The organism is Candidatus Schneideria nysicola (assembly GCF_019923565.1).
GTDB classification, from domain to species: Bacteria; Pseudomonadota; Gammaproteobacteria; order Enterobacterales; family Enterobacteriaceae; genus Schneideria; species Schneideria nysicola.
On the sequence record NZ_CP074435.1, the window covers coordinates 388,450 to 411,376 of the forward strand.

Below are 22,927 nucleotides of genomic sequence, written 5' to 3' on the forward strand. Positions count from 1 at the left end.
CTATCAGAGTTAAAGATGTTTTGATAACATTTTCCTATGAGTGTGTATAGACATAATCATACCGAAACTGGCCATCAAGACAATTAATGATGAACCTCCATAACTAATTAAGGGTAGTGGGATCCCAACTATAGGAAGTATTCCAGTAACCATACCTATATTTATAAAAACATAAGCAAATAAAGTTAATATTATACTCCCTGTTATTACACGTCCAAAAGTATTTTGCGCTTGAATTGCAATAATTAATCCTCGTATAATTATACCTAAATATAGTACTAATAGTAAGAGTACTCCAATAAATCCTAATTCTTCTCCTAAAACAGCAAAAATAAAGTCAGTATGACGTTCCGGTAGAAATTCAAGTTGGGATTGAGTCCCATGTAACCATCCTTTTCCGGTAAATCCTCCTGAACCAGTAGCGATTTTAGACTGGATTATGTGATAACCGGAACCTAATGGATCTAGATCAGGAGAAAATAATATCATAATTCTATCCTTTTGATAGTTATGCATAAAGAAATTCCATAATATGGGTAGAAATGCAGTGAATAAGGATAAAGTTATCATAATAGATTTCCAACTTATACCAGATAAAAAAAGTATAAATAAACCCGAAATCGCTATTAATATAGCGGTTCCAAGATCTGGTTGAGTTGCGACTAGTAAAGTAGGAATAAAAATGATTACTAATATAATAAGAGTAGCTTTAAAAGAAGGGGGGTAACTATCTCGATTTATAAATCGTACTACCATAAGTGGAACCGCTATCTTTGCCATTTCTGAAGGTTGAAATCGTAGAAATGAAAGATTTAACCAACGTTGTGCTCCTTTATTTATTGGACCGAATAATTTTACTAAAATTAATAACAATATGCAAATTATATATAAATATAGTGCATTCGATTCATATTTTCTTGGTGGCACTTGAGCAAGTAGAAGCATTACCACCATACCTATAAAAATTTGAATAATTTTACGTTCCATCATCTTTATATCTTGTCCACTTGCACTCCATATTAAAAATATACTGTAAACTAAAATTAAGGTAATAAATAAAAATAATATTTTATCAATATATAGTTTGTTCCATATTGAATTATTATTCATATTTTATTGTCCTTTTTTATTTTATTTGTTTAGATTGTTTTCTTGAATGAAAATATAATCCATAATTTTTCTAGTTACCGAACCGGCCGTTAAGTCACCACTACCATTTTCTAAAATGACTACTACTCCTACTCTAGGTTTATCATATGGAGCAAAAGCAATCATTAGTTTATGATCTCTTAACTTTTTAGAAACTTTTTTAGCATTATAAAATTCATTTTTTTTTAAACTATAAACTTGGGCAGTACCAGATTTTGCAGCTATCTTATAAGGGGCATTAAAAAAATTTCTATATGCTGTCCCATTGGGTCGATTAGCAACACCGTACATTCCGTCTTTTACTATTTTCCAAAAAATAGAATAAGGATCTCCTATTTGACTACAAGAATGTTGTTTATAAGTTTTTATACCTTCATGATCTTGTATCCCTAATAATAGATGTGGAGTACGTAATAATCCATTGTTAATTAAAGCCATAAGTGCCTTTGACATTTGAATTGGAGTTGCTGTCCAATAACCTTGTCCTATTCCAACTGGAATGGTATCTCCTTGATACCAAGGTTTTTTAAAACGATGTTTTTTCCAATCTCTATTGGGCATTACTCCCATAGATTCCTCTAAAAGATCAATACCTGTGTATTGACCATATCCAAATTTTTTCATCCATTCTGATAAACGATCAATACCTAAATCATAAGCTATTTGATAAAAAAATGTATCCGCTGATTCCTCAATTGCTTTAGTCACATTAATTTGACCATGCCCACATCTTTTCCAATCCCTATATCTTTTTTCTGAATTAGGTAATTTCCACCATCCTGGATCAAATAATGAAAAATTTTTATTAATAATACCAAGTGTCATTGCTGATACAGATATATATGGTTTAACTGTAGAAGCAGGAGGATACAATCCTTGTGTAACACGATTAATTAAAGGACAGTTTTCATCTTTTATTAAACCTAGATAATCCTTTTTAGAGATACCTTCTACAAATAAATTAGGATTATAACTAGGATTAGATACAAGCGATAATATACCCCCATCTTGGGGATCAACAACAATAACGGCACCTCTACTATTCATTAGTAATTTTTGAACATAACATTGCAGATGAATATCTAATGTAAGATAGATATTTTTACCGGGATAAGGTAGTTTTTTTCTTAATTGTCGTATGATTTTACCGTAATTATTAACTTCTATTTCTTTATAACCCATTTTTCCCCTTAAAATGGGTTCATAGTAACGTTCAATCCCTAATTTTCCAATATCGTAATTATTAATAGAATGACTTAATAATCCTTTAGGTTGGAAATTTTTTATTTCTGAAAGGTTCATTTTTGAAACATAACCAATAGCATGAGTTAAAATAGTATTATATGGATAGTAACGACGTTGATAACTTTTTATCTCTACACCAGGAAAATGAAATTGATTAATAGAAAAAATAGCGTGTTGAATTTCACTTAAGTTCCCTTTAATAGGGATGGAGGAAAAACGTCTTGCTCTTTTTCTTTCTTTTTCAAAATGCATTATATCTTCTACAGTTATATCCATAATGGATTGTAGATCATTTACTGTCTTATTTATGTCTTTAATTTTTTCCGGTATAATTTCTAATTGGTAAATTGTACGATTTAATGCGAGTGGTATACCATTACGATCATATATCATTCCACGATTCGGAAAAAGTGGCAGAATTTTAATTCTATTTTCATTGGAACGAGCTCTATATTTTTCAAAACAAATAATTTGAAGATAATATATGTTAGATATTAAAATTCCATTGAGTAATAAAATTACAAAAATAGCTATTAATATACGGTGTAAAAATAATGTTGATTCAGCTAAATAATTTCGTATCGATTCTTTTTTTATCATTCTTCCGTAAAACCATTTAAATAAAAAAATGATTAATAAACGTATGTATTATTTTTGAATGGAATAGACAAGCGAATTTGTTAATATGAATGATAATAATATTTAACGATATAATCTTGTATATTGAATATAGTGATTAACGGATTCAGGTAATAAACTTTTACAAGATTTACCTATATAATAACGATTACGAATTTCACTTGAAGAGATTTTTAATTTAGTAGTAGTAGCATAATAAATGAGTCCTGCTGGTTTATTAAATAAGTCTAATGGATTGTTAGTCATTCTATCCGCTAACCATTTTGTCTGACTGCAAAATGGAATATTAGGATAACCTGGTCGTGTACATACTAAAATATGACATAAATTTAATAAATCACGACTTCTATACCATTTTGGCAATGTTAAAAATGAATCTTGTCCAATAATTAATCCAATAGATATAGTCAAACCATATTTGATTCTTTGATTTTCAAATGTTTCTACTGTCCAAGATGGAATGCTATTATTTTTTAATTCATAATCATCAGCAGTAAATATCCCTTTTGGCATTTCAGATATAGCTAAATTTATCATATCTAGTCTTTGTTTAGGAGAAGCTTTAGGTTGAGTTCGATGTGGAGGAATATTATTAGGCATAAATATAATTTTTTTTAATCCAATAAGTTGTATTAACGCATAAGCAGATTTTAAATGACCATAATGAATAGGATCAAAAGTTCCTCCATAAAAAGCAAGTAAAGTAGACAAAATAAATATATTGACGGTAAAGTCTTATCTCTTAGATAAGAGAATTATTAGTGTATGTAAATGAAACCAAATAAAATAGTTCTCATTATTTTTATATTGTAATTCTATTATTTCCATAAATTGAATAGATTTTTTTAATTGTTGAATATCTAATCTATCTAGTGCATTCTTTAATAAAAGACGACGATCATACCATATATTGTATTTATAGAATAATTTATGAATCGGTATGTTTATGGTATATCTTTTTAATTTTAATAGGAACAATATTTCTTTTTGAATTAAACGTAATAAAAGAATTGGTTCAATACCTGATAATTTTAGATGATATAGAATATAACTAGCACGATTCTCTTCTCCAGATAAAACTGCGTCAACCCATTTAAAATGAGTGAACTGTGAGTAATCATTTATTACTATTTTTAAATGTTTCGTAGAGAATTGTTTTTTATCTGGATAAATTAATAGTAAATTTTCTAAAATTTGTACTATAGCAAGTAAATTATTTTCACAATAGTAAGATAACAGTTGACAGGCGTTTTCATCTAAGGACAAATTTAAATTTTTTGCACGATTTAATATCCAATGATATAATTTTTCTTTTTTTGGTGTATTACAATTGACCAATACTGTAGTGTTATTAGAATTTAATAATTTAAACCAAGTATGATTAGAAGGTTTTTGGTGAAGTATAAAAATACATAATAGATCATTATGTGATAATGATATTAACTTTTTTAAATTTTCATCTATAGAAGAAATTATATTTTGGGTTCCAAAATGTATGATTAATGATTGACGATTAGTAAATAAATTTAAATTATTAATAGAATGGAATAATCTATTCCAATCTATAGATTCATATAAAAATATATTTTCATGTTTATAAAATTTTAATGAATGAGATTGTTTTAATATAAGATTTTTACTTTCTTCTATTAATAAAATATCGTTGCCGATTAAGATATAAAATGAAGCCAAAAAATTCTGTAATTGATAAACAAGTTTTTCTGACGTTAAGTTAATCATTCTTCCTATCGTCATTAAGACTAACTACTAGATTAAAAATTTTTCTTGGAATATATATGGTATTAATTATTTTTTTGTTTTTAATATAATTACTAATTTTTTCTCTTTGAAGAATTAACTTATAAATAACATCTTTATCCATATCCATTTTTATATAAAATTTGTCATATAATTTCCCATTTATTTGAATAATTAATAAATAATTTTCCTCTTGTTCTCTTATTAATTTATTATCTGGAATAGGCCATGAGACATAATCAATATTATCTCTACCACCTAATGCTTTCCATAAAATAAAACAAATATGTGGAGTAAATGGAGATAACATTATTACTATAGTCGATAATGTTTCTTGTAAGATCAAATAATCTTGATCATTTTTTGTTTGAAAATTATTAAATTTATTAACTAATCCCATAATAGTAGAAATAGCAGTATTAAAAGATTGTTTTTTATCAATATCTTCAGTTACTTTAACAATAGCTTTATGTAAAGCATATCTTAATTTTTTATTTTTATTACTTAAATTAGTGAAATTTTTCTCTAAGCTTACAGGAGTAAATTGAAGATGTTCATATACCATTTTCCATATACGTTTCAGAAAACGACTCATTCCCTCTATTCCGGATTCTATCCACTCTAATTTTGATTCTACAGGAGCAGCAAACATTATAAAAAGACGAATAGTATCTGAACCATATTTTTCTATAAAAAATTGAGGATTAATCCCATTATTTTTAGATTTCGACATTTTACACATGCCATAATGTATTAAAACTCTACCTGTTTTATCTGTTATTTTACTAATTTTATTATTTTTATCTTTGACAATATTTATATCGGTAGGAGAAATCCAAATACGTTTACCTGTATCATTAATATAATAATAAGCATCAGCTAATACCATACCTTGACATAATAGACGTCTTGCTGGTTCATCTGAACTTAATAATCCAATATCACGTAATATCTTATGAAAAAATCGAAAGTATATTAAATGCATATTTGCATGTTCAATTCCTCCAATATATTGATCTATTGGAAGCCAGTAATTAGCTAAAAATGGATTGCATATTCCTTTATTATAAGTAGGACATGTATAACGTATATAATACCAAGACGATTCTATAAAGGTATCAAATGTATCAGTTTCTAGTTGAATAGATTTTACTTTTTGTGACAGACACTGATTTTGGTATTCCTTTTTCTCTTTTAAAATGAGAGGTAATTTATCAAAAGATAGAGGTAAAGTTTTACCATCTTTGAATATAAACATTGGGATAGGAACTCCCCAATATCTTTGTCTTGATATACACCAATCTTTTAAAGAATAAATTATTTTTTCTCTAATAATTCCTTGGTCTAAAAGACGATCTATAGGAATAATATTTTTATTATATTTATCGGAATTAATATTGAAAATATTATTTTTATTTGCAAAATCTAAATCAGTTTTTCGTTTATTAGGAACAGCTATTAGACTATTAATTAAATTATGATGAATTTTTATAAAATTAGTAATCCATATTGGTAATTTTTTTCCATTTATAGGGTTGATTACATATAATCCCGTGTCAATTCCTTCTCTTTTTAAAGAATTATCTTTTTCTATTTGATAAAGAGGAATATCTCTACATTTATTAATAAAATTAATCAATTTAGTATTTTTATTTTTTTTTATGATATTTAATGTAAATGGATGATCCCATGTAATTAAAATATAACTACTATTAAATAAATCATCTTTATCTTTTGTAAAAATAGTTAAAATTTCTGCACTATTAAATATTTGAAAATCAATTTCTATTCCCTCTGATCGACCAATCCAATTACGTTGCATCATTTTTACTTTTTCAGGCCAATTTTCTAATTTATCTAAATCATAGTATAATTGTTCAGCATAATCTGTGATTTTTAGAAACCATTGAGAAAGTTCTTTTCTTGTTATTGGAGCATTACAACGCCAACAACAACCATTTATCACTTGTTCATTGGCGAGTACAGTGTTATCATTAGAACACCAATTGACTGTAGACATTTTTTTATATGCTAAACCTTTTTCATATAAAATAATGAATAACCATTGTTCCCATTTATAATAATTTGGATGACATGTTGTAATTTCTCGACTCCAATCATAACTAAATCCCAACATTTTTAATTGATTTTTCATATAATTTATATTATAAATCGTCCAATCTGCAGGATTTGTATTATTTTTAATTGCTGCTTCTTCAGCAGGTAATCCAAAGGCATCCCATCCCATAGGTTGTAAAACGTTTTTTCCTAATGTACGTTGATATCGAGATATAACATCACTAATAGTATAATTTCTTACATGTCCAATATGTAATTGACCTGAAGGATAAGGCATCATTGGTAAACAATAATATTTTTCTTTGTTTGTATCTTCTACAACTTTAAAAGTACAATTTCTTTCCCAATACTTTTGTACATATTCTTCTATATTTTTTGGGTTATAATTTTTTTGCATAAATAGATTAATGATTTATTAAAATTAAAAAATTTATTTATTTAATATATTTTATAATATAATCTTGTATTTAATGTTATTATATATTTTACTATACTAAATAAATTGAATTTATAATGAAAATATTTTNCTATTATAATTTAAATTATAAATAATTAATATAATATAACAGATAGTGTTAATAAACTATTTATTTTTAATATCGAAATTTAAACAGATAATATAATTATTTAATTTTAGATAAATTTTGGAAAAAATTATGACAAATAGAGGTGTAAATAAAGTTATTTTAATAGGTAATTTAGGTCAAGATCCAGAAATACGTTATATGTCTAATGGAAATGCAGTAACTAATATAAATTTAGCTACTTCCGAAACATGGCGTGATAAACAAAATGATGAAATAAAAGAAAAAACTGAATGGCATCGAATAGTTATTTTTGGAAAACAAGCTGAAATAGTCAATGAATATTTAAAAAAAGGTTCTCAGATTTATATTGAAGGTTCTTTACAAACACGTAAATGGCAAGATCAAAATGGACAAGATAGATATATTACCGAAGTCATTGTAAGTAGTAGAGGTGGCATGATACAAATGTTAGGAAATCGTCCAGAAAAAGAATTGTTAAATTCTAATAATTGGATCAATACCAAAAATACTAAAATAAATAAAATTAGTAAAGAATCAGACGATATGAATGATTCTAAGAAAAATATTCAAAAAAATCACAATGAATTTCCAATTAATTTTGATGATGATATTCCATTTTAAATTAGAATTAATTTGCAATTAAATTTATTTTAAAAATCTTTATAGATTTTTATATGAAAAATACTAAAAATAATGATTATTTTTATTTCGCTATTCCAATAGATAGAATAGATCAAAGAATTGATAATTTTTTACATATTTATTTAAGTACTGTTCCTAAAAGTGCAATTTATAGATTATTACGTAAAGGAATAATTAAGGTAAATGGATATAGTATTAAACCTAATTATAAATTTAAAAATAATGATAGAATCTATATTCCTCAAAAGATATATTCTCAACACATAAATGATAAAAGAATATTTAATTCTACTTATTTAAATACTGAAAAAATTCAATTCTTAAATAAGAGAATTTTATATGAAGATTCATATTTATTAATAATTGATAAACCTACTGGAATAGCGGTACATGGCGGAAGTGGATTAAGTTACGGAATTATTGAAGGATTACGTATATTACGTAATGATGTTTCACTCGAGTTAGTACATCGATTAGATAAAGATACATCAGGAATTCTTATTATAGCAAAAAAAAGATCTGCTTTGCGTTTTCTACATGAACAGTTTCGTATAAATAATATTTTGAAATATTATTTAGCTTTAGTAAAAGGTACATGGAATATTAAAGAAAAAAGTATAACTACATATCTTCATAAAAAAATTTCTGGTATTTCTCGATTAATGACTAATGATAATAGAATAGGAAAAAAATCAGAGACTTGTTTTCAAATAAAAGAAAAATTTCGTATTGCTACTTTAGTGAATATTTCTCCTATAACTGGACGTACTCATCAAATACGTGTACATAGTCAATATTTAGGTCATCCTATTGCTTTAGATAAATTATATGGTGATAATGATTTTAATAATTTGATGAAAAAAAAATGTGGATTAAACCGATTATTTTTACATGCTTCTGAATTAATATGTATCCATCCTAATACTAAAAAGACTTTATATATTAAAGCACCTATAGATAATCACTTAAATAAGTGTCTTTTATATTTAAGAAAAAATATTCAATAAAATAGTATAAACGATAATATTTTAGTTTATTATATTTATTTTAGTTTATTATATTTTTTTGCTCATAATATTGAGCGGTTTCTCTTTTATTATATGGACGTATAGATTTACCACTAAGTAACTCAAAACTTAATGCACCTATTATCATTCCTGGTCGAAGTACTAATGGTATTTTTCCAGAGTTATAAAATTCAAGAACAATTTGTCCTTTCCAACCTGGATCAATTCTATGAGCTGTAGCATGGATCATTAATCCTAATCTTGCTAATGAGGATCTACCATCTAACCATCCTACGATATTATCAGGTAAAGAAATCGATTCTAAAGTAAGAGCTAATACAAATTCATTTGGATAAATAAAAAATTTATCATTATTAGATAACTCAATATTATCACTCATAACTTGTTTTATTAAGTTATAGTCATTTATTTGAGTTAAATCAATAAATTTAATTGTATGTTCTTTTTTAAATATACGAAACTGATTACCTAAACATATATCGACTGTGGCTCCATGAATTCTTTCTGTAGAAGGTTTTGGATTAATAATTAATTTTTCTTCTTTTAACCATATTTCAATATCTTTATCACATAATTTCATAATTTGTATACCTATTTTTTTATTTTATATTGATCTAGTTAATACTAGACATAATTTTTTCTATCTGTTTTGCTGCATAATCTAATTTTAATTTTAGATAAGCTTTATGCAAATATGGTAAGGTTTTCCATATAGTTCGAGTATCTGAACAATCAGATAATATTTTAGCAAATCTATTAACTACGGATATATAAGCACCACATTGATCATAATATTTTATTACTGCTAAATCATATTTAGCTATTCTATTATTTAGATAATTTAATCGATAATTGGTATCAATAATATATTGACTATGAGGAAAATATTGAATTAATTTTTTAAAATCTTGTATTGCTTCTTGAATATGTTCTGTAGTACGGTCCGTTCTATTTATATGAAAATATTTATGAAATGTATTATAATCTAATGCCATATTAATTAGTCCTCGCATATATAATATATAATCAAGTTGTGTATGAATAAGATTAAGACGAAGAAATTGATCAATAAGGTTTTTTGCTTTTAAAAAGTTATTTAATTTATAATAAGAATAAATTAAAGTTATATTTATTTGTTGCCTATAAGGATTAAAAGGATAAATTTTTTCTAAATAATGTAATTCTTCAATAGCTTTTGTATAGTTATTATTTTTAATATTATTTTGAATAGAAATATAAATTTGATTAAAAGAAATATTATTATTTTTTAAATTTTTTTTATTAGTACAACTAATTAATGTTAATTGACAGACAATAAAAATTATATTAAAAATATATATCATAAATATTAATTCCTTATTTATCAGGAAGGAATAAGATAAGATATTATTAATTATTTTTTTATAAAATGATAAATATTTCTAATAATAGAAAACGATTAGACTTAGTAGTTACAGAACTTTTTCCTAAATACTCAAGATCACAAATTAAGAATTGGATTCTCCAAGGGAGAGTAAAAGTTAATGGAATCACTACATTTATCCCTAAAAAAAAGGTCTTAGGAAACGAATCAATCATTATTTCTTTTCCTCTTATTAAAGAAGAAAAAAAAGACTTAGCTCAAAATATTAAATTAAATATTCTTTATGAAGACGATTATTTAATTATAATTAATAAGACTGCTAATTTATTAGTATGTCCAGGTATTAAACAAACTGAAGGAACTATTTTTAATAGTTTATTATATCATTATCCATCCAATATTCTTTTACCTAGAGCTGGTATTGTGCATCGATTAGATAAAGATACCACAGGACTTATGATAATCGCAAAAACAATTCTTTCTCAAAATAGATTAATAGAATTAATTAAATATAGAAAAATTATAAGAGAGTATGAAGCTATTGTTATAGGAAATATAAAAGAATCTTATGGAAAAATAGATAAACCAATTGCTCGTCATTTTAGTAAACGTATTCATATGATTATTAGTTCTAGAGGTAAACCCTCAACAACTCACTATAAAGTCATAGAAAGATTTCATAATTATACTAGAATTTCTTTAAGATTAGAAAGTGGTCGTACTCATCAAATTAGAGTACATATGAAATCCATTGGATATCCATTAGTTGGTGATACTTTATATGGGGGGAATTCTCATGAAAAATTTAGAGTATATCAAAATTTATTGAATAGACAGGCTTTACATGCAATAATGTTAGAATTTTATCATCCTATTACGTTTACTAAAATATATTGTCGTATTCCCTTACCAGATGATATGAAAAATTTTTTAGATATGTTAAAGAACAATCATATAAATTATTGCTAAAAATTAATAATAGCTTCTGACTAATTTTTTATTAAAAATATGAAAAAAGAATGTAATTCATATATTACTGATGTTCTTATTGTTGGTAGTGGTGTAGCAGGTTTATCAATAGCATTACAACTATCTGAAAATTTTAAAATTGTTATATTAAGTAAAACGTCTTTAGAAGAATGTTCTACTTTATATGCTCAAGGAGGGATTGCAACCGTATTAGATGAAAATGATAGTACGGATTCTCACATTCATGATACTTTAATAGCAGGAAGGGAATTATCAGATAAAAATATAGTAGAATATATAGCTACAAATGCTTGGAATTGTATTCAATGGCTTATTGATCAAGGTATGATTTTTGATTATGAAATATCTTCTAATCACTCTTCTAAAAAATATCATTTAACTAGAGAAGGAGGTCATAGTCATAGACGTATATTACATGTAGCAGATTCTACTGGCCGAACACTTGAAAATTTACTTATAAATAAAATTTTAAAATATAAAAATATTCAGACGATGGAATATCGTAATGTAATAGATTTAATCTTTTCAGATGTAGTTGAAGTTTCCCGTATTCCACCTCGTATAATAGGCGCTTATGTATGGAATTCTATAAAAAAAGAAGTAGAGATATATTATGCTAAAATTGTAGTATTAGCTACAGGTGGAGCATCTAGAGTATATAAATATACGACCAATCCTAATGTTTCATCAGGCGATGGTATTGCAATTGCTTGGAGAGCAGGTTGTCGTGTGGCTAATTTAGAATTTATTCAATTTCATCCTACTTGTTTATTTCATCCTAAAGTACATAATTTTTTACTAACAGAAGCATTACGAGGTGAAGGGGCCTATTTATGTCGTCCAGATGGAAGTCGTTTTATGTCTCTTTTTGATAAAAGAGAGGAATTAGCTCCAAGAGATATTGTAACCCGTGCTATTAATTATGAAATGAAACGTCTTAAAGTAGATTGTATGTATTTAAATATTAGTCACCAATCTGATTTATTTATTCGTTATCATTTTCCAACGATATATAATAAATTACTTAAATTAGGGATTGATTTAACTCGAGAACCGATTCCTATTACGCCAGCGGCACATTATACCTGTGGTGGAGTTGTCGTAGATAGAAGAGGTCGTACTGACTTAGATGGACTGTATGCGATAGGAGAAGTAAGTTATACTGGATTACATGGTGCAAATCGTTTAGCTTCAAATTCTTTGATAGAATGTTTGGTTTACGGTTATTCGGCTGCAAAAGATATTAATGAGTGTTTATCTTATATTTCACCTGTTTCTAAATGTAAAATCAGTATTCAAAATAGACGAATAATTTCAGAAAAAAAAGAAAAATTTTTAATGAAAAAATTATATGATTTGCGTTCCTTAATGTGGAAATATGTAGGTATTATGCGTTCTTCTAATGAACTAAAATTTGCTTTAAATCAAGTCAAAGATTTACAGAATATAATCTTCAATCAGTATGAAGAAAGATTGCTTATTTCTGATATTCTATTAGAATTACGTAACTTAATACAAGTTGCTCAATTAATTATTGTAAGTGCACTTTCTCGTAAAGAAAGCAGAGGATTACATTTTATGACAGATTTTCCAGATATGTTATCTAATGCCCAACCAACTTTTTTAAATCCTAACGAAAAATAATATATTCCATTCCTATCATCTCATTATCTTCATCTATTTTCATTCTTAATCAAAGAAACTTTTTATAATTTTTTTAGTAAAAGACTTTTTGAAATAAAATCCACATGGAGAAACTAAAATAATTTTTCCATTTTGATCTATAGCAGGAGTTAGAGAAAGATGGTTCTTTCTTTTAGAAGATATTTGTATTAATTCACCAGAAAAATTATATATTGATTGAATTTTTCCTAAAACTATTAAATTCATCAAGGATTCCCAATCATATTGTAATATTAATTCTTCTAACTTGTTTAGATTTAAAATCCATAAGTGAGGGATTCCAATCCTTCTCATAGAAAGAGTAATATCTTTACTACCTTCAATAGGTATCCATAAAATTTTAGAAATTTTATAACGTAAATAACTTGTTTCCCAAATTGTTTTATGATAATTAATTAAATTAATCATACAAATAAAGGTGTTTTCTATTGGAATTCCATTTTCATCAATAGGTAGAGTTTTTAATTCAATATTTAAATGGGGAAAATCTCTAGAAGCTTTACTTTTCGTATTGGCACCTAAACAAAATTCTATTAATTTTCCAATCCATCCTTTATCTTTTTTAAGATCCAGTGGAATATTTATATTAGCCCACGTAGCTAATTCTCCTAAATTAAATCCAGCAAGCCTATTTGCACGATCCATTAACTCCTTTTGAGAAGAAGGGGGAAATGGAGGATAAGAAAGTTTTATATAATTTATCAATTAATTATATTTTCCTTATAATGTATAAAAATATTCTAAAAATAATATTTTTTTATAAATATACGTTATTAGACCAAATGATTTCTCCACTTTTAACCAAAATAAGTTGGATACTAATATTTAATTTATTCATATTCTCTTCAATTTTACTAGATAAAATATAATGTATATTTAAATAATGAGCAATTTCTACCTCTTTATAGAAAGATTCTAAATTATCCTCTTTATCTAAATTAAAGAGAATCTTAGCATTGTTATCTATTTCTTTTTCTTCTATAACTTTTACTGCTTCATTACGAAGTAAATTAATGATTAGTATAGTCACTATATCAATTGGTATAAAAATATTAGTATTATTTATAATTTTTTTTACTAAAAATACATGATTAAAATTAATTTCCTCTATAGAAACGAGATTTTTTATTAGTGGTCTTAATATATTTTCCCAATTTATCTTAATTAATTCTTTATTTGTATCATTCAATGACAACAATATATTTTTTTTCTTCTTTCCATCAATGGGCTCAGTGGGATAATAATGATTTATAGGAGATTTTATAGTACAATTAGTTAATAAACATAATAAAAAAAGGATAAGAAGAATTATAGGCATGTTGTTATTAAATTACATTAACTAACTACTAATGGTCCAAGTGATCTTCCACCTAATAAATGAACATGAAGATGAAAAATCTCTTGTCCTCCATGACTATTACAATTAATAATTAGTCTATATCCACTTTCACTAATACCATGTGATTGAGCAATATTTTTTGCTACGGTAAATAATCTCCCAATTATAATTTCATCGTCAGTCGTGATATCATTTATTGTTGGAATGATTTTATTAGTAACTATAAGAACGTGAACTGGTGTTTTAGGATACTTATCATAAAAAGCTGTAACTAATTTATCTTGATAAATAATATTGACAGGTATTTCCTTACGAATAATCTTACTAAAAATAGTTTCTTCTGTTTTATTTATCATTGTTTTATTTCTTGTTAAATAACATTCATTAATGATAATAAATCTTCATATAAAATCTAATACATTACAAATAAATGTCATTAATTATTGCATATAATTGTTCATCTCAATCCTTAGATTATCAGATTGTGTTCCAAATATTGCTTGTATTCCTGTTCCTATAATTATAACTCCTCTGGCTCCAAGTTGGATTAGTTTCTCTTTCTCCACTTTTTTTGTATCAATTACACTTACACGTAATCTTGTTATACAAGCATCAAGACTAATAATATTATCTTTTCCTCCAAAAGCATTAATTAATTCTTCTATCATTGTATCTTTATTTGTCATTTTTCTTGTTTCTTCAATAAAAGTATCTCTACCTGGTGTTTTTAAATCTAATTGTATAATTAAATATCTAAATATACTATAATAAATAAATGCATATAAAATTCCTATTATTGGAAATAACCATATACGATTACTATTACCACTAAGTAGTATAAAATCGATTAAACCATGTGAAAAACTTGTACCGTTACGCATCTCTAAAAGAATACAAATTGGAAAAGCTAAACTCGATAATATTACATGTATACCATATAATATGGGGGCTATAAACATAAAAGAAAATTCAATTGGTTCGGTAATGCCAGTTAAAAAAGAAGTCAAAGCAGCCGAAAGCATAATCCCTCCTATTCTAGAACGATATTTTGTCCAAGAAGAGTGCCAAATAGCTATAGCAGCGGCTGGTAAGCCATACATTTTAAATAAAAATCCTCCTGATAGTTTTCCTGCAGTAGGATCACCAGCCATATAACGAGGAATATCTCCATGAAAAACTTGTCCCATTGCATTAGTATATTCACCTACTTGCATTTGAAATGGAACATTCCATATATGATGTAACCCAAAGGGAACTAGTGCACGTTCGACTAAACCATAAATACTAAAAGCAACTACTGAATTTTGATAAGCAGCCCAATAGGAAAATTTTTGAATAATACTTCCTATTGGAGGCCAAATAAAAGATAAAATAGTCCCAACCATAATTGCTATTAATCCAGAAGCAATAGGTACAAAACGATTCCCTCCAAAAAAACCTAAAAAATCTGGTAATTTAATAGTATGAAAGCGATTAAAAGTAAATGCGGCAATACTTCCAGATATAATTCCACCTAACACTCCAGTATTAGATAAATATTCTGCTGAAATTTTTTGAAAAGAAATATAAGATGATAATAAAGGAGTAATAACTGACATTGTTTTTATTAAAATACTATATACTATTAAAGCTGATAAAGCTGAAACTCCGTTATTATTAGTAAAACCTAAAGCAATTCCAATTGCAAAAATTAATGGCATATTAGTAAATATAGATCCCCCTGCTTCAGCCATCACATGAGAAACTACTTCCGGTATCCAATAAAAATTAGCGGAACCAACTCCTAATAAAATACCAGCTATAGGTAAAACAGAGACTGGCAACATTAAAGATTGACCTACTTTTTGTAAATTAGAAAATGGATTCTGAAGCATTTTACCTATACTCCTAATACTAAATTTTATAAAAAATAAATAAAATTATTATTTCTAATAAAAATCTTTTATCTTATAATTTTAACATAGTATAATTCATTAATAATATATTTATTTAAATTTTTATATCTAGATACTAGTATCTAATTTTTTTAAATTAAATAAATTAAAAAAATTATCTGTTGTAAAATTAGCGATTTCTTCTATTGTTATTTTTTTTAAATCTGCAATATATTGAGCAATATTAAGTAAGTAAGCAGGATGATTTTCTTTTCCTCTATAAGGAACGGGTGTAAGATAGGGAGCATCTGTTTCTATTAATAAACGATCAATAGGTATAAATTTTACCACTTTTTTTAATTCATCCGTATTAGAAAACGTAATTATTCCAGAGAAAGATATATAAAATCCCATATCTAATATTACTCTCGCGGTATCTATATTTTCAGTAAAACAATGTAATATACCTCTACATCTTTCCGCAGATTCTTCACTTAAAATATTTAATGTATCTTTACTAGCTTTTCTTGTATGAATAATAATAGGCTTATTTTGTATACAAGCTATACGTATATGTTCTCTAAAAAATTGCTGTTGTATTTTTTTTTCCTCTATATTTTTAATCTTTAAATAATCTAACCCAGTTTCTCCAAAAGCTGAAATTATTGCATCTTTAGAAATTAAATTTAATAATTCTAAATCTAGAAGATTCTTTGAATAAAGAGGATGTATACCACAAGAAAGTAAAATATCTTTTCTATTTATAACTAGATTCTTTAAAATATTAAATTCATTTAAAGTAGTAGATATTGTTAAAAACATTTTAATATTATTACTGTTAGATTTTTTTATAATATTCTCTATATTTTGAGATAAAGAATAATCTTTTAATTGATTAAGATGACAATGAGAATCCACTAAAAACATATATTTTATTCCTTAAATATTACTCTCTAAAGCTATTAACTGATTTATTAATCCTAATTCATGATTAATTCTACTTCCTTCTTCAAATCGCTTTATTAATATTAATATATTATTTAAATGTTTATAGAAAAAAAATGTATTCCATCTATTTGATAATATTTTTATTAATTCAAATTGATCGATATTACTGATATCATCAAATAGATATTTTTTATATTTTAAAGCATCCCATAAAAAATGGTATAACCAACTAAGTTTTATACGAATACTTTTATCTTCTTTTAAGATAAAGGGGAATAATTTTAAAAAATCATTACTTTGTACCGATTGAGAAAGTATTAAACAAAATTTTGAACGATCTTCCCAATAGATAGATAATAATTTTTGAGCATGGATAGGGGTACCATTACATAAACGTAATGCAATTTTACAATCTGTAAGATTATTATTTTTTTTTAACCAATTTAATATAAAGTTTTCATTTGGCGTAGGTAATATCCAACGATGACAACGACTACGTAATGTTAAAGGTAAGATATAGATTTTTTCACATTCAATAAAAAAACATGTATTATTAGGGGGATCTTCCATTATTTTTAATAATACATTAATTGCATGAATATTTAGAAATTCTATATACTGTAACCATATTATTTTTTTTTTACCTTGATGCGCATATTTATATAAATTATTAAGAGTTGAACGAATATTATCTATTCCAATATTTTCTTTTTTACAATTAATTTGATAGCAATCGGGATGAGTTCTTGCTTTCATTAATTGACAATGATTACATAAACCACAAAATTTTTCTTTATAAGATTTTGGACACATTAACCATATAATAATATTATATAATAAATAATTTGCACCATTACCTTCTTGACTAATTAATAATAAAGGAGAAGGAGAGTTATTTTTTTCTTTTATACTATGATAATATTGAATGATTCTATTATAATACGTATTTAACCAAGGATATTGATTCATTAGTAACGACTTCCTTCTTATGAATTGAACTTCAACCATTTTTCCATTTTTTCATAAATAGCCGATTCTACCAAAATTTTTGGTTGATTTGCATTAATTACAAAAATACGAGAATCTTTTTTAGCTAAATATTTATAACATAATCGTACTCTTTCAAAAAAATCCATTGATTCTGATTCTATACGATCTAATTCTCTAATAGAACGAATTCGAGATAATCCTACCAAAGGAGGAACATCTAAATAAAGTATAAGATCAGGTTGACAATTTTCTAATATTAGTTTACTTAAAATTTTAATTAAAGTAGGATGAATTTTTCTTCCTCCTCCTTGATAAGCTTGAGAAGACAGTTCATATCTATCACTAAGTACCCATGAACCTTTTTCTATTGCTGGTTTAATCACTTTTTCTATAAGTTGTATGCGTGCGGCATAAAAAAGTAATAATTCGGAATAATTAGAAATGGTTTCCTCTTTTTTTTTTCTATAAGTAAATTGCGTAAAGCATCAGCAAAAGGAGTTCCTCCTGGATCTCTTGTTACAATGATATCATCAATATGATGATTTTTTAGAATTTTTTTTATTTGTTGAATAGCAGTACTTTTTCCCGCTCCTTCTAACCCTTCAATTACAATAAATTTCCCCATAAAAAAGAATTCCTTATCTTAAAAATTTATTAATCATTTATTTTTCAAATTAAACTTGCTATAATATATTAGAATTCATTTTAGAATGAATTATGTGTTAAATAAAAATATTTATTTTATTTAGAGATAAAAAAATGAATAGAGACAAATCAAATTTATTTAATAAAAATAACTGGTGTGGTTTAATTATAAGTGAATCAGCACAAAAAAGAATTTTATATTTAATAGAAAACAAACCTAATATATTAGGGTTACGATTAGATATAAAAAAATCTGGCTGTGCAGGATTTATATATGTTTTAACTACTGTTCTACAAGAAAATAAGGATGATTTGATTTATGAAAATAACGGTGCCAAATTTTTCATTAAAAAAGACATTATGCCTTTAATTGATGGGACCAAAGTTGATTATGTTCAAGAAGGATTAAATTATATGTTTAAATTTAAGAATCCTAAAGCACAAAATTTTTGTGGTTGTGGAATCAGCTTTAGCTTATAAGTCGTCTTATATATTACGAGAAGAATATGGAACATAGCCAGTATAAAGAAGGTTTTTTTACTCATTTATCTAATGAGGAATTAGACTATGGGATTAATGAAGAAATAATCCATTCTATTGTGAAAAAAAGAGATGAACCTGCATGGATGTTAGATTTTCGTCTAAATGCATATAATATTTGGAAAAAGATGAAAGAACCTCATTGGTTAAAAGCAGAATATCAATTAAATTATAATGCTTATAAATATTTTTCAGCACCACATCTTACTTATCAAGAAAAAATATCTAGCAATAACTTTTCAAATGAAAATAAAAACAAAAAAAATTATTTGACTAAAGAAGTAGAAAATACTTTTAATAAATTAGGTATCCCTGTAAAAGAAGGAAATGAAATTGCTGTAGATGCAATTTTTGATTCAGTATCGGTTTCTACCACTTATAGTGATAAACTTTTAAAAGAAGGAATTATATTTTGTTCTTTTAATGAAGCACTTTGCAAATATGAAGATCAAGTTCGTAAATATTTAGGGAGTGTCGTTCCTATTGATGATAATTTTTTTGCGGCACTAAATGCCGCCGTTGCTTCTGATGGAACTTTTATATATATCCCCAAAGGGGTTCATTGTCCCATGGAATTATCTACATATTTTCGTATAAATTCGGCTAAAACTGGACAATTTGAACGAACTATTCTTATTGCTGATGAAGATAGTTATGTAAGTTATATAGAAGGTTGTTCTGCACCAATACATAATAATTATCAATTACATGCAGCGGTTGTAGAAGTAATAGTATTAAAAAATGCTGAAGTAAAATATTCAACCGTTCAAAATTGGTTTGCTGGAGGTAAAAATAAAAGCGGCATTTTAAATTTTGTAACTAAACGTGCTTTATGTGCTGGAGAAAATGCAAAAATGTCTTGGACACAATCTGAGACTGGTTCTGCAATTACTTGGAAATATCCGAGTGTTATTTTACAAGGTGATAGATCAGTTGGAAACTTTTTTTCTGTAGCGGTAACTAATGGTTCTCAACGTGCGGATACTGGAACAAAAATGATTCATATTGGAAAAAATACACGTTCCACAATTATTTCCAAAGGAATATCCCTTGGTGCTAGTGAGAATACTTATCGTGGATTAGTGAAAATCACATCTTCTGCCATTAATTCTCGTAATTTTACTCAATGTGATTCAATGTTAATTGGTCAAGAATGTGGTGCTCATACCTTTCCTTCCATAGAAGTATCAAATAATCAATCTTGGGTTGAACATGAAGCGACTGTTTCACGTGTGAGTGAAGATCAAGTCTTTTATTTTCAACAAAGAGGGATTAAAGAAGATGATGCGATCGCAATGATTGTTAATGGTTTTTGTACCGATGTATTTTCTAAACTACCTTTAGAATTTGCTGTAGAAGCAAAAAAATTATTATCTATTACTCTTAAACACAGTGTTGGATAATACTTATAGAATAGATTGTTCATTCAACATTCACAGAAAAATAATATTATGATGCTATCAATTAAAGACTTACATGTTAGTATAGAAGATAAACCTATTCTTAATGGACTAAATTTAGAAGTAAAATGTGGGGAGATACATGCCATTATGGGCCCTAATGGATCGGGCAAAAGTACTTTATCTGCTACTTTATCTGGAAATAAAAAATATATAATTCATTCTGGAATAATAAAATTTAAACATCATAATCTTCTAAAACTCAATACTGAAGAACGTGCTAGAGAAGGATTATTTGTGGCTTTTCAGTATCCTATAGAAATTCCAGGAGTTAGTAATAAATTATTTTTGCAAACTGCTATTAATTCTAAAAGAGAATATCAAGGAAAATCACCATTAGATCAATTTGATTTTACTAATTTTATTTCAGAAAAAATGAAATTAATAGATATACCATTAGATTTATTGAATCGTTCAGTTAATGTTGATTTTTCTGGTGGAGAAAAAAAACGTAATGATATTTTACAAATGATAGCATTAGAACCAGATTTATGTATTTTAGATGAAACGGATTCAGGATTAGATATAGATGCATTAAAAATAGTAACAAATGGAATAAAAATATTATTTAATACTAGACGTTCATTTATTATTATTACACATTATAAGAGAATTTTAGATTATATTCAACCCGATCATGTCCATGTTTTATATAAAGGAAAGATTATTAAATCTGGTAATGCGGATCTAGCAACACAACTTGAGGAAAAAGGTTATGGCTGGATTATCGATGATCAGTAATAATAATAGAGTATTTAATCAATGGCTCCAAATTTTTAGAAAAAAAAATAATCGATCTTTATATGCTCAAGAAAATTGGAAAAAATTAGAAAAAATAGAATTATTTTCAAATAGAAATTCTTGGGAGAAGACTGTACTATTAGAAATTTTATCAAAAAATTTTATATCTCTAGAAAATATAACGATTTCTAGTGAAACCTATGATAATAGACGTTTAAATTTGAATGCTTATTATTTAGTTTTTGTCAATGGATGTTTAGTCCCTTCTCTTAGTGATCAGTATATTGGAGCATGGCAAGTTAAAATTGAAAACACCCCCCCCTACTTACCTCTCCCTTCCCCCATTTATTCTGAGTTTTTTTTACATTTAACAGAAAGTTTACATTTTGAAACTACTCGTATTTTTCTGCCAAGTGGAAAAAAGGAAGAAAAACCATTATATATGGTGCATATTAGTGAAGGAAGCATAGAAAAAGATACATTAAATATGATTAATTATCATCATATTATTGAAATAGGGAAAGGTGGATCGGGTGAAGTCATAGAACATTTTATTAGTCTAAATCAAGAAAAATCATACTTTAATGGAAATCGTACTCTATTTTTTTTAGATGATGAAACGATACTTAAGCATATTAAACTTGGAATGGAAAATTCAAATAGTTATCATTTTGCTCATCATGATATTCATATAGGTAATAATTCGACTATAGAAAGTAATGTTATTATGTTAGGTACTAAATTTTCTCGTCATCAAACTAGTGTGAGAATTCATGGAAATTATAGTAAAATATCTCTGAATAGTTTAATATTGCTTTCTAAAAATAATATTGGAGAATCACGTACCTATATTGAACATAATAAAAGTAATTGTTCAAGTCGACAATTACATAAAATGATTGTAAAAAAATTTGGAAAAGGTATTTTTAATGGTCTTATTAAAGTAACAAAAGGTGCTATAAAAACGGATGGGAACATTATTAATAACAATCTTTTACTTGATAGAGAAGCAGAAGTACAAACTGATCCTCAATTAGAAATATATGCCGATGATGTAAAATGTAAACATGGTGCTACTATAGGATATATTAATGAAGAGCAAATATTTTATTTATGTACTAGGGGAATTTTATATAAACAAGCAAAAACAATCATTATTTACGGATTTGTACAAGAATTACTGACTTTAATTAGGCATCAAACAATTAAAGATATGATTCTATCGCGTTTGTCTTCTTTCTTGTCAGAAATTATATAATGAATAAG

General features: G+C 26.0%; 21 protein-coding genes and 1 pseudogene. 8 read left to right on the forward strand and 14 right to left on the reverse strand.

The window, feature by feature from the left end; translation table 11 throughout:
* Positions 1-9: 9 nt before the first annotated feature.
* The 5 genes from mrdB to KEC37_RS01975 form a co-directional block, all read right to left on the reverse strand.
* Positions 10-1,110, reverse strand: coding sequence for a peptidoglycan glycosyltransferase MrdB (gene mrdB, locus KEC37_RS01955; RefSeq protein ID WP_223139488.1), 1,101 nt, complete (start codon positions 1,108-1,110; stop codon positions 10-12).
* 21 nt (positions 1,111-1,131) lie between these two features.
* On the reverse strand, positions 1,132-2,994 hold the full coding sequence (gene mrdA, locus KEC37_RS01960) for a peptidoglycan DD-transpeptidase MrdA (protein WP_223139489.1): 1,863 nt from the start codon (positions 2,992-2,994) through the stop codon (positions 1,132-1,134).
* A 102-nt stretch (positions 2,995-3,096) separates the two neighbouring features.
* Positions 3,097-3,744 (reverse strand): nicotinate-nucleotide adenylyltransferase, encoded by a 648-nt coding sequence (gene nadD / locus KEC37_RS01965; protein ID WP_223139490.1) that lies wholly within the window; start codon positions 3,742-3,744, stop codon positions 3,097-3,099.
* A gap of 24 nt (positions 3,745-3,768) precedes the next feature.
* Positions 3,769-4,788 carry a DNA polymerase III subunit delta gene (gene holA, locus KEC37_RS01970; RefSeq protein WP_223139491.1) on the reverse strand — a complete coding sequence of 340 codons (1,020 nt, stop codon included), beginning with the start codon at positions 4,786-4,788 and terminating at the stop codon, positions 3,769-3,771.
* The gene (locus KEC37_RS01975; protein WP_223139492.1) at positions 4,766-7,267 is read right to left on the reverse strand and encodes a leucine--tRNA ligase; all 2,502 of its coding nucleotides are present in this window, start codon (positions 7,265-7,267) and stop codon (positions 4,766-4,768) included. The genes holA and KEC37_RS01975 overlap by 23 nt, the downstream gene beginning before the upstream one ends.
* Before the next feature lie 259 nt (positions 7,268-7,526).
* On the opposite strand from KEC37_RS01975, the gene ssb reads away from it, so the two are divergent.
* Both ssb and KEC37_RS01985 read left to right on the forward strand, forming a co-directional pair.
* Positions 7,527-8,039 carry a single-stranded DNA-binding protein gene (gene ssb, locus KEC37_RS01980; RefSeq protein WP_223139493.1) on the forward strand — a complete coding sequence of 171 codons (513 nt, stop codon included), beginning with the start codon at positions 7,527-7,529 and terminating at the stop codon, positions 8,037-8,039.
* A gap of 53 nt (positions 8,040-8,092) precedes the next feature.
* Positions 8,093-9,067 carry an RluA family pseudouridine synthase gene (locus tag KEC37_RS01985; protein ID WP_223139494.1) on the forward strand — a complete coding sequence of 325 codons (975 nt, stop codon included), beginning with the start codon at positions 8,093-8,095 and terminating at the stop codon, positions 9,065-9,067.
* Between the two features lie 40 nt (positions 9,068-9,107).
* On the opposite strand, the gene dcd is transcribed toward KEC37_RS01985, so the two are convergent.
* Both dcd and bamD read right to left on the reverse strand, forming a co-directional pair.
* On the reverse strand, positions 9,108-9,668 hold the full coding sequence (gene dcd, locus KEC37_RS01990) for a dCTP deaminase (protein WP_223138483.1): 561 nt from the start codon (positions 9,666-9,668) through the stop codon (positions 9,108-9,110).
* 34 nt (positions 9,669-9,702) lie between these two features.
* Positions 9,703-10,431 (reverse strand): outer membrane protein assembly factor BamD, encoded by a 729-nt coding sequence (bamD, locus tag KEC37_RS01995; RefSeq protein WP_223138484.1) that lies wholly within the window; start codon positions 10,429-10,431, stop codon positions 9,703-9,705.
* 65 nt (positions 10,432-10,496) lie between these two features.
* On the opposite strand from bamD, the gene rluD reads away from it, so the two are divergent.
* Both rluD and nadB read left to right on the forward strand, forming a co-directional pair.
* Positions 10,497-11,420 (forward strand): 23S rRNA pseudouridine(1911/1915/1917) synthase RluD, encoded by a 924-nt coding sequence (gene rluD, locus KEC37_RS02000; RefSeq protein WP_223139495.1) that lies wholly within the window; start codon positions 10,497-10,499, stop codon positions 11,418-11,420.
* A gap of 39 nt (positions 11,421-11,459) precedes the next feature.
* The gene (gene nadB / locus KEC37_RS02005) at positions 11,460-13,085 is read left to right on the forward strand and encodes an L-aspartate oxidase (RefSeq protein ID WP_223139496.1); all 1,626 of its coding nucleotides are present in this window, start codon (positions 11,460-11,462) and stop codon (positions 13,083-13,085) included.
* Positions 13,086-13,130: 45 nt separating this feature from the next.
* Here nadB and mutH read toward each other — a convergent pair whose 3' ends face one another.
* From mutH to tmk, 7 genes and pseudogenes are all read right to left on the reverse strand, one after another.
* On the reverse strand, positions 13,131-13,829 hold the full coding sequence (mutH, locus tag KEC37_RS02010; RefSeq protein WP_246778192.1) for a DNA mismatch repair endonuclease MutH: 699 nt from the start codon (positions 13,827-13,829) through the stop codon (positions 13,131-13,133).
* Positions 13,830-13,881: 52 nt separating this feature from the next.
* Positions 13,882-14,442: a penicillin-binding protein activator LpoB gene (locus KEC37_RS02015; RefSeq protein WP_223139497.1), complete on the reverse strand. Its 561-nt coding sequence runs from the start codon at positions 14,440-14,442 to the stop codon at positions 13,882-13,884.
* A gap of 17 nt (positions 14,443-14,459) precedes the next feature.
* Positions 14,460-14,819, reverse strand: coding sequence for an HIT domain-containing protein (locus KEC37_RS02020; RefSeq protein ID WP_223139498.1), 360 nt, complete (start codon positions 14,817-14,819; stop codon positions 14,460-14,462).
* 84 nt (positions 14,820-14,903) lie between these two features.
* Positions 14,904-16,337 carry a PTS glucose transporter subunit IIBC gene (ptsG, locus tag KEC37_RS02025; protein WP_223139499.1) on the reverse strand — a complete coding sequence of 478 codons (1,434 nt, stop codon included), beginning with the start codon at positions 16,335-16,337 and terminating at the stop codon, positions 14,904-14,906.
* A 129-nt stretch (positions 16,338-16,466) separates the two neighbouring features.
* Positions 16,467-17,264, reverse strand: coding sequence for a YchF/TatD family DNA exonuclease (locus KEC37_RS02030; protein ID WP_223139500.1), 798 nt, complete (start codon positions 17,262-17,264; stop codon positions 16,467-16,469).
* 12 nt (positions 17,265-17,276) lie between these two features.
* Complete coding sequence (locus tag KEC37_RS02035) at positions 17,277-18,254, reverse strand: DNA polymerase III subunit delta' C-terminal domain-containing protein (RefSeq protein ID WP_223139501.1); 978 nt, start codon at positions 18,252-18,254, stop codon at positions 17,277-17,279.
* A 17-nt stretch (positions 18,255-18,271) separates the two neighbouring features.
* Positions 18,272-18,900 (reverse strand): annotated as a pseudogene (tmk, locus tag KEC37_RS02040) (dTMP kinase).
* Positions 18,901-19,034: 134 nt separating this feature from the next.
* Between tmk and KEC37_RS02045 the strand changes: the two are divergent.
* Genes KEC37_RS02045 through sufD form a run of 4 tightly spaced genes read left to right on the forward strand, consistent with a single transcriptional unit; the run spans position 19,035 to position 22,919 of the window.
* Complete coding sequence (locus KEC37_RS02045) at positions 19,035-19,400, forward strand: iron-sulfur cluster assembly accessory protein (protein ID WP_223139502.1); 366 nt, start codon at positions 19,035-19,037, stop codon at positions 19,398-19,400.
* A 26-nt stretch (positions 19,401-19,426) separates the two neighbouring features.
* Entirely contained in the window at positions 19,427-20,863 is a 1,437-nt protein-coding gene (gene sufB / locus KEC37_RS02050) for a Fe-S cluster assembly protein SufB (protein ID WP_223139010.1), read from the forward strand.
* Between the two features lie 51 nt (positions 20,864-20,914).
* Positions 20,915-21,661, forward strand: coding sequence for a Fe-S cluster assembly ATPase SufC (sufC, locus tag KEC37_RS02055; RefSeq protein WP_223139800.1), 747 nt, complete (start codon positions 20,915-20,917; stop codon positions 21,659-21,661).
* The gene (sufD, locus tag KEC37_RS02060) at positions 21,636-22,919 is read left to right on the forward strand and encodes a Fe-S cluster assembly protein SufD (protein ID WP_223139503.1); all 1,284 of its coding nucleotides are present in this window, start codon (positions 21,636-21,638) and stop codon (positions 22,917-22,919) included. Before sufC ends, sufD begins: the two co-directional genes overlap by 26 nt.
* Positions 22,920-22,927: the final 8 nt, after the last annotated feature.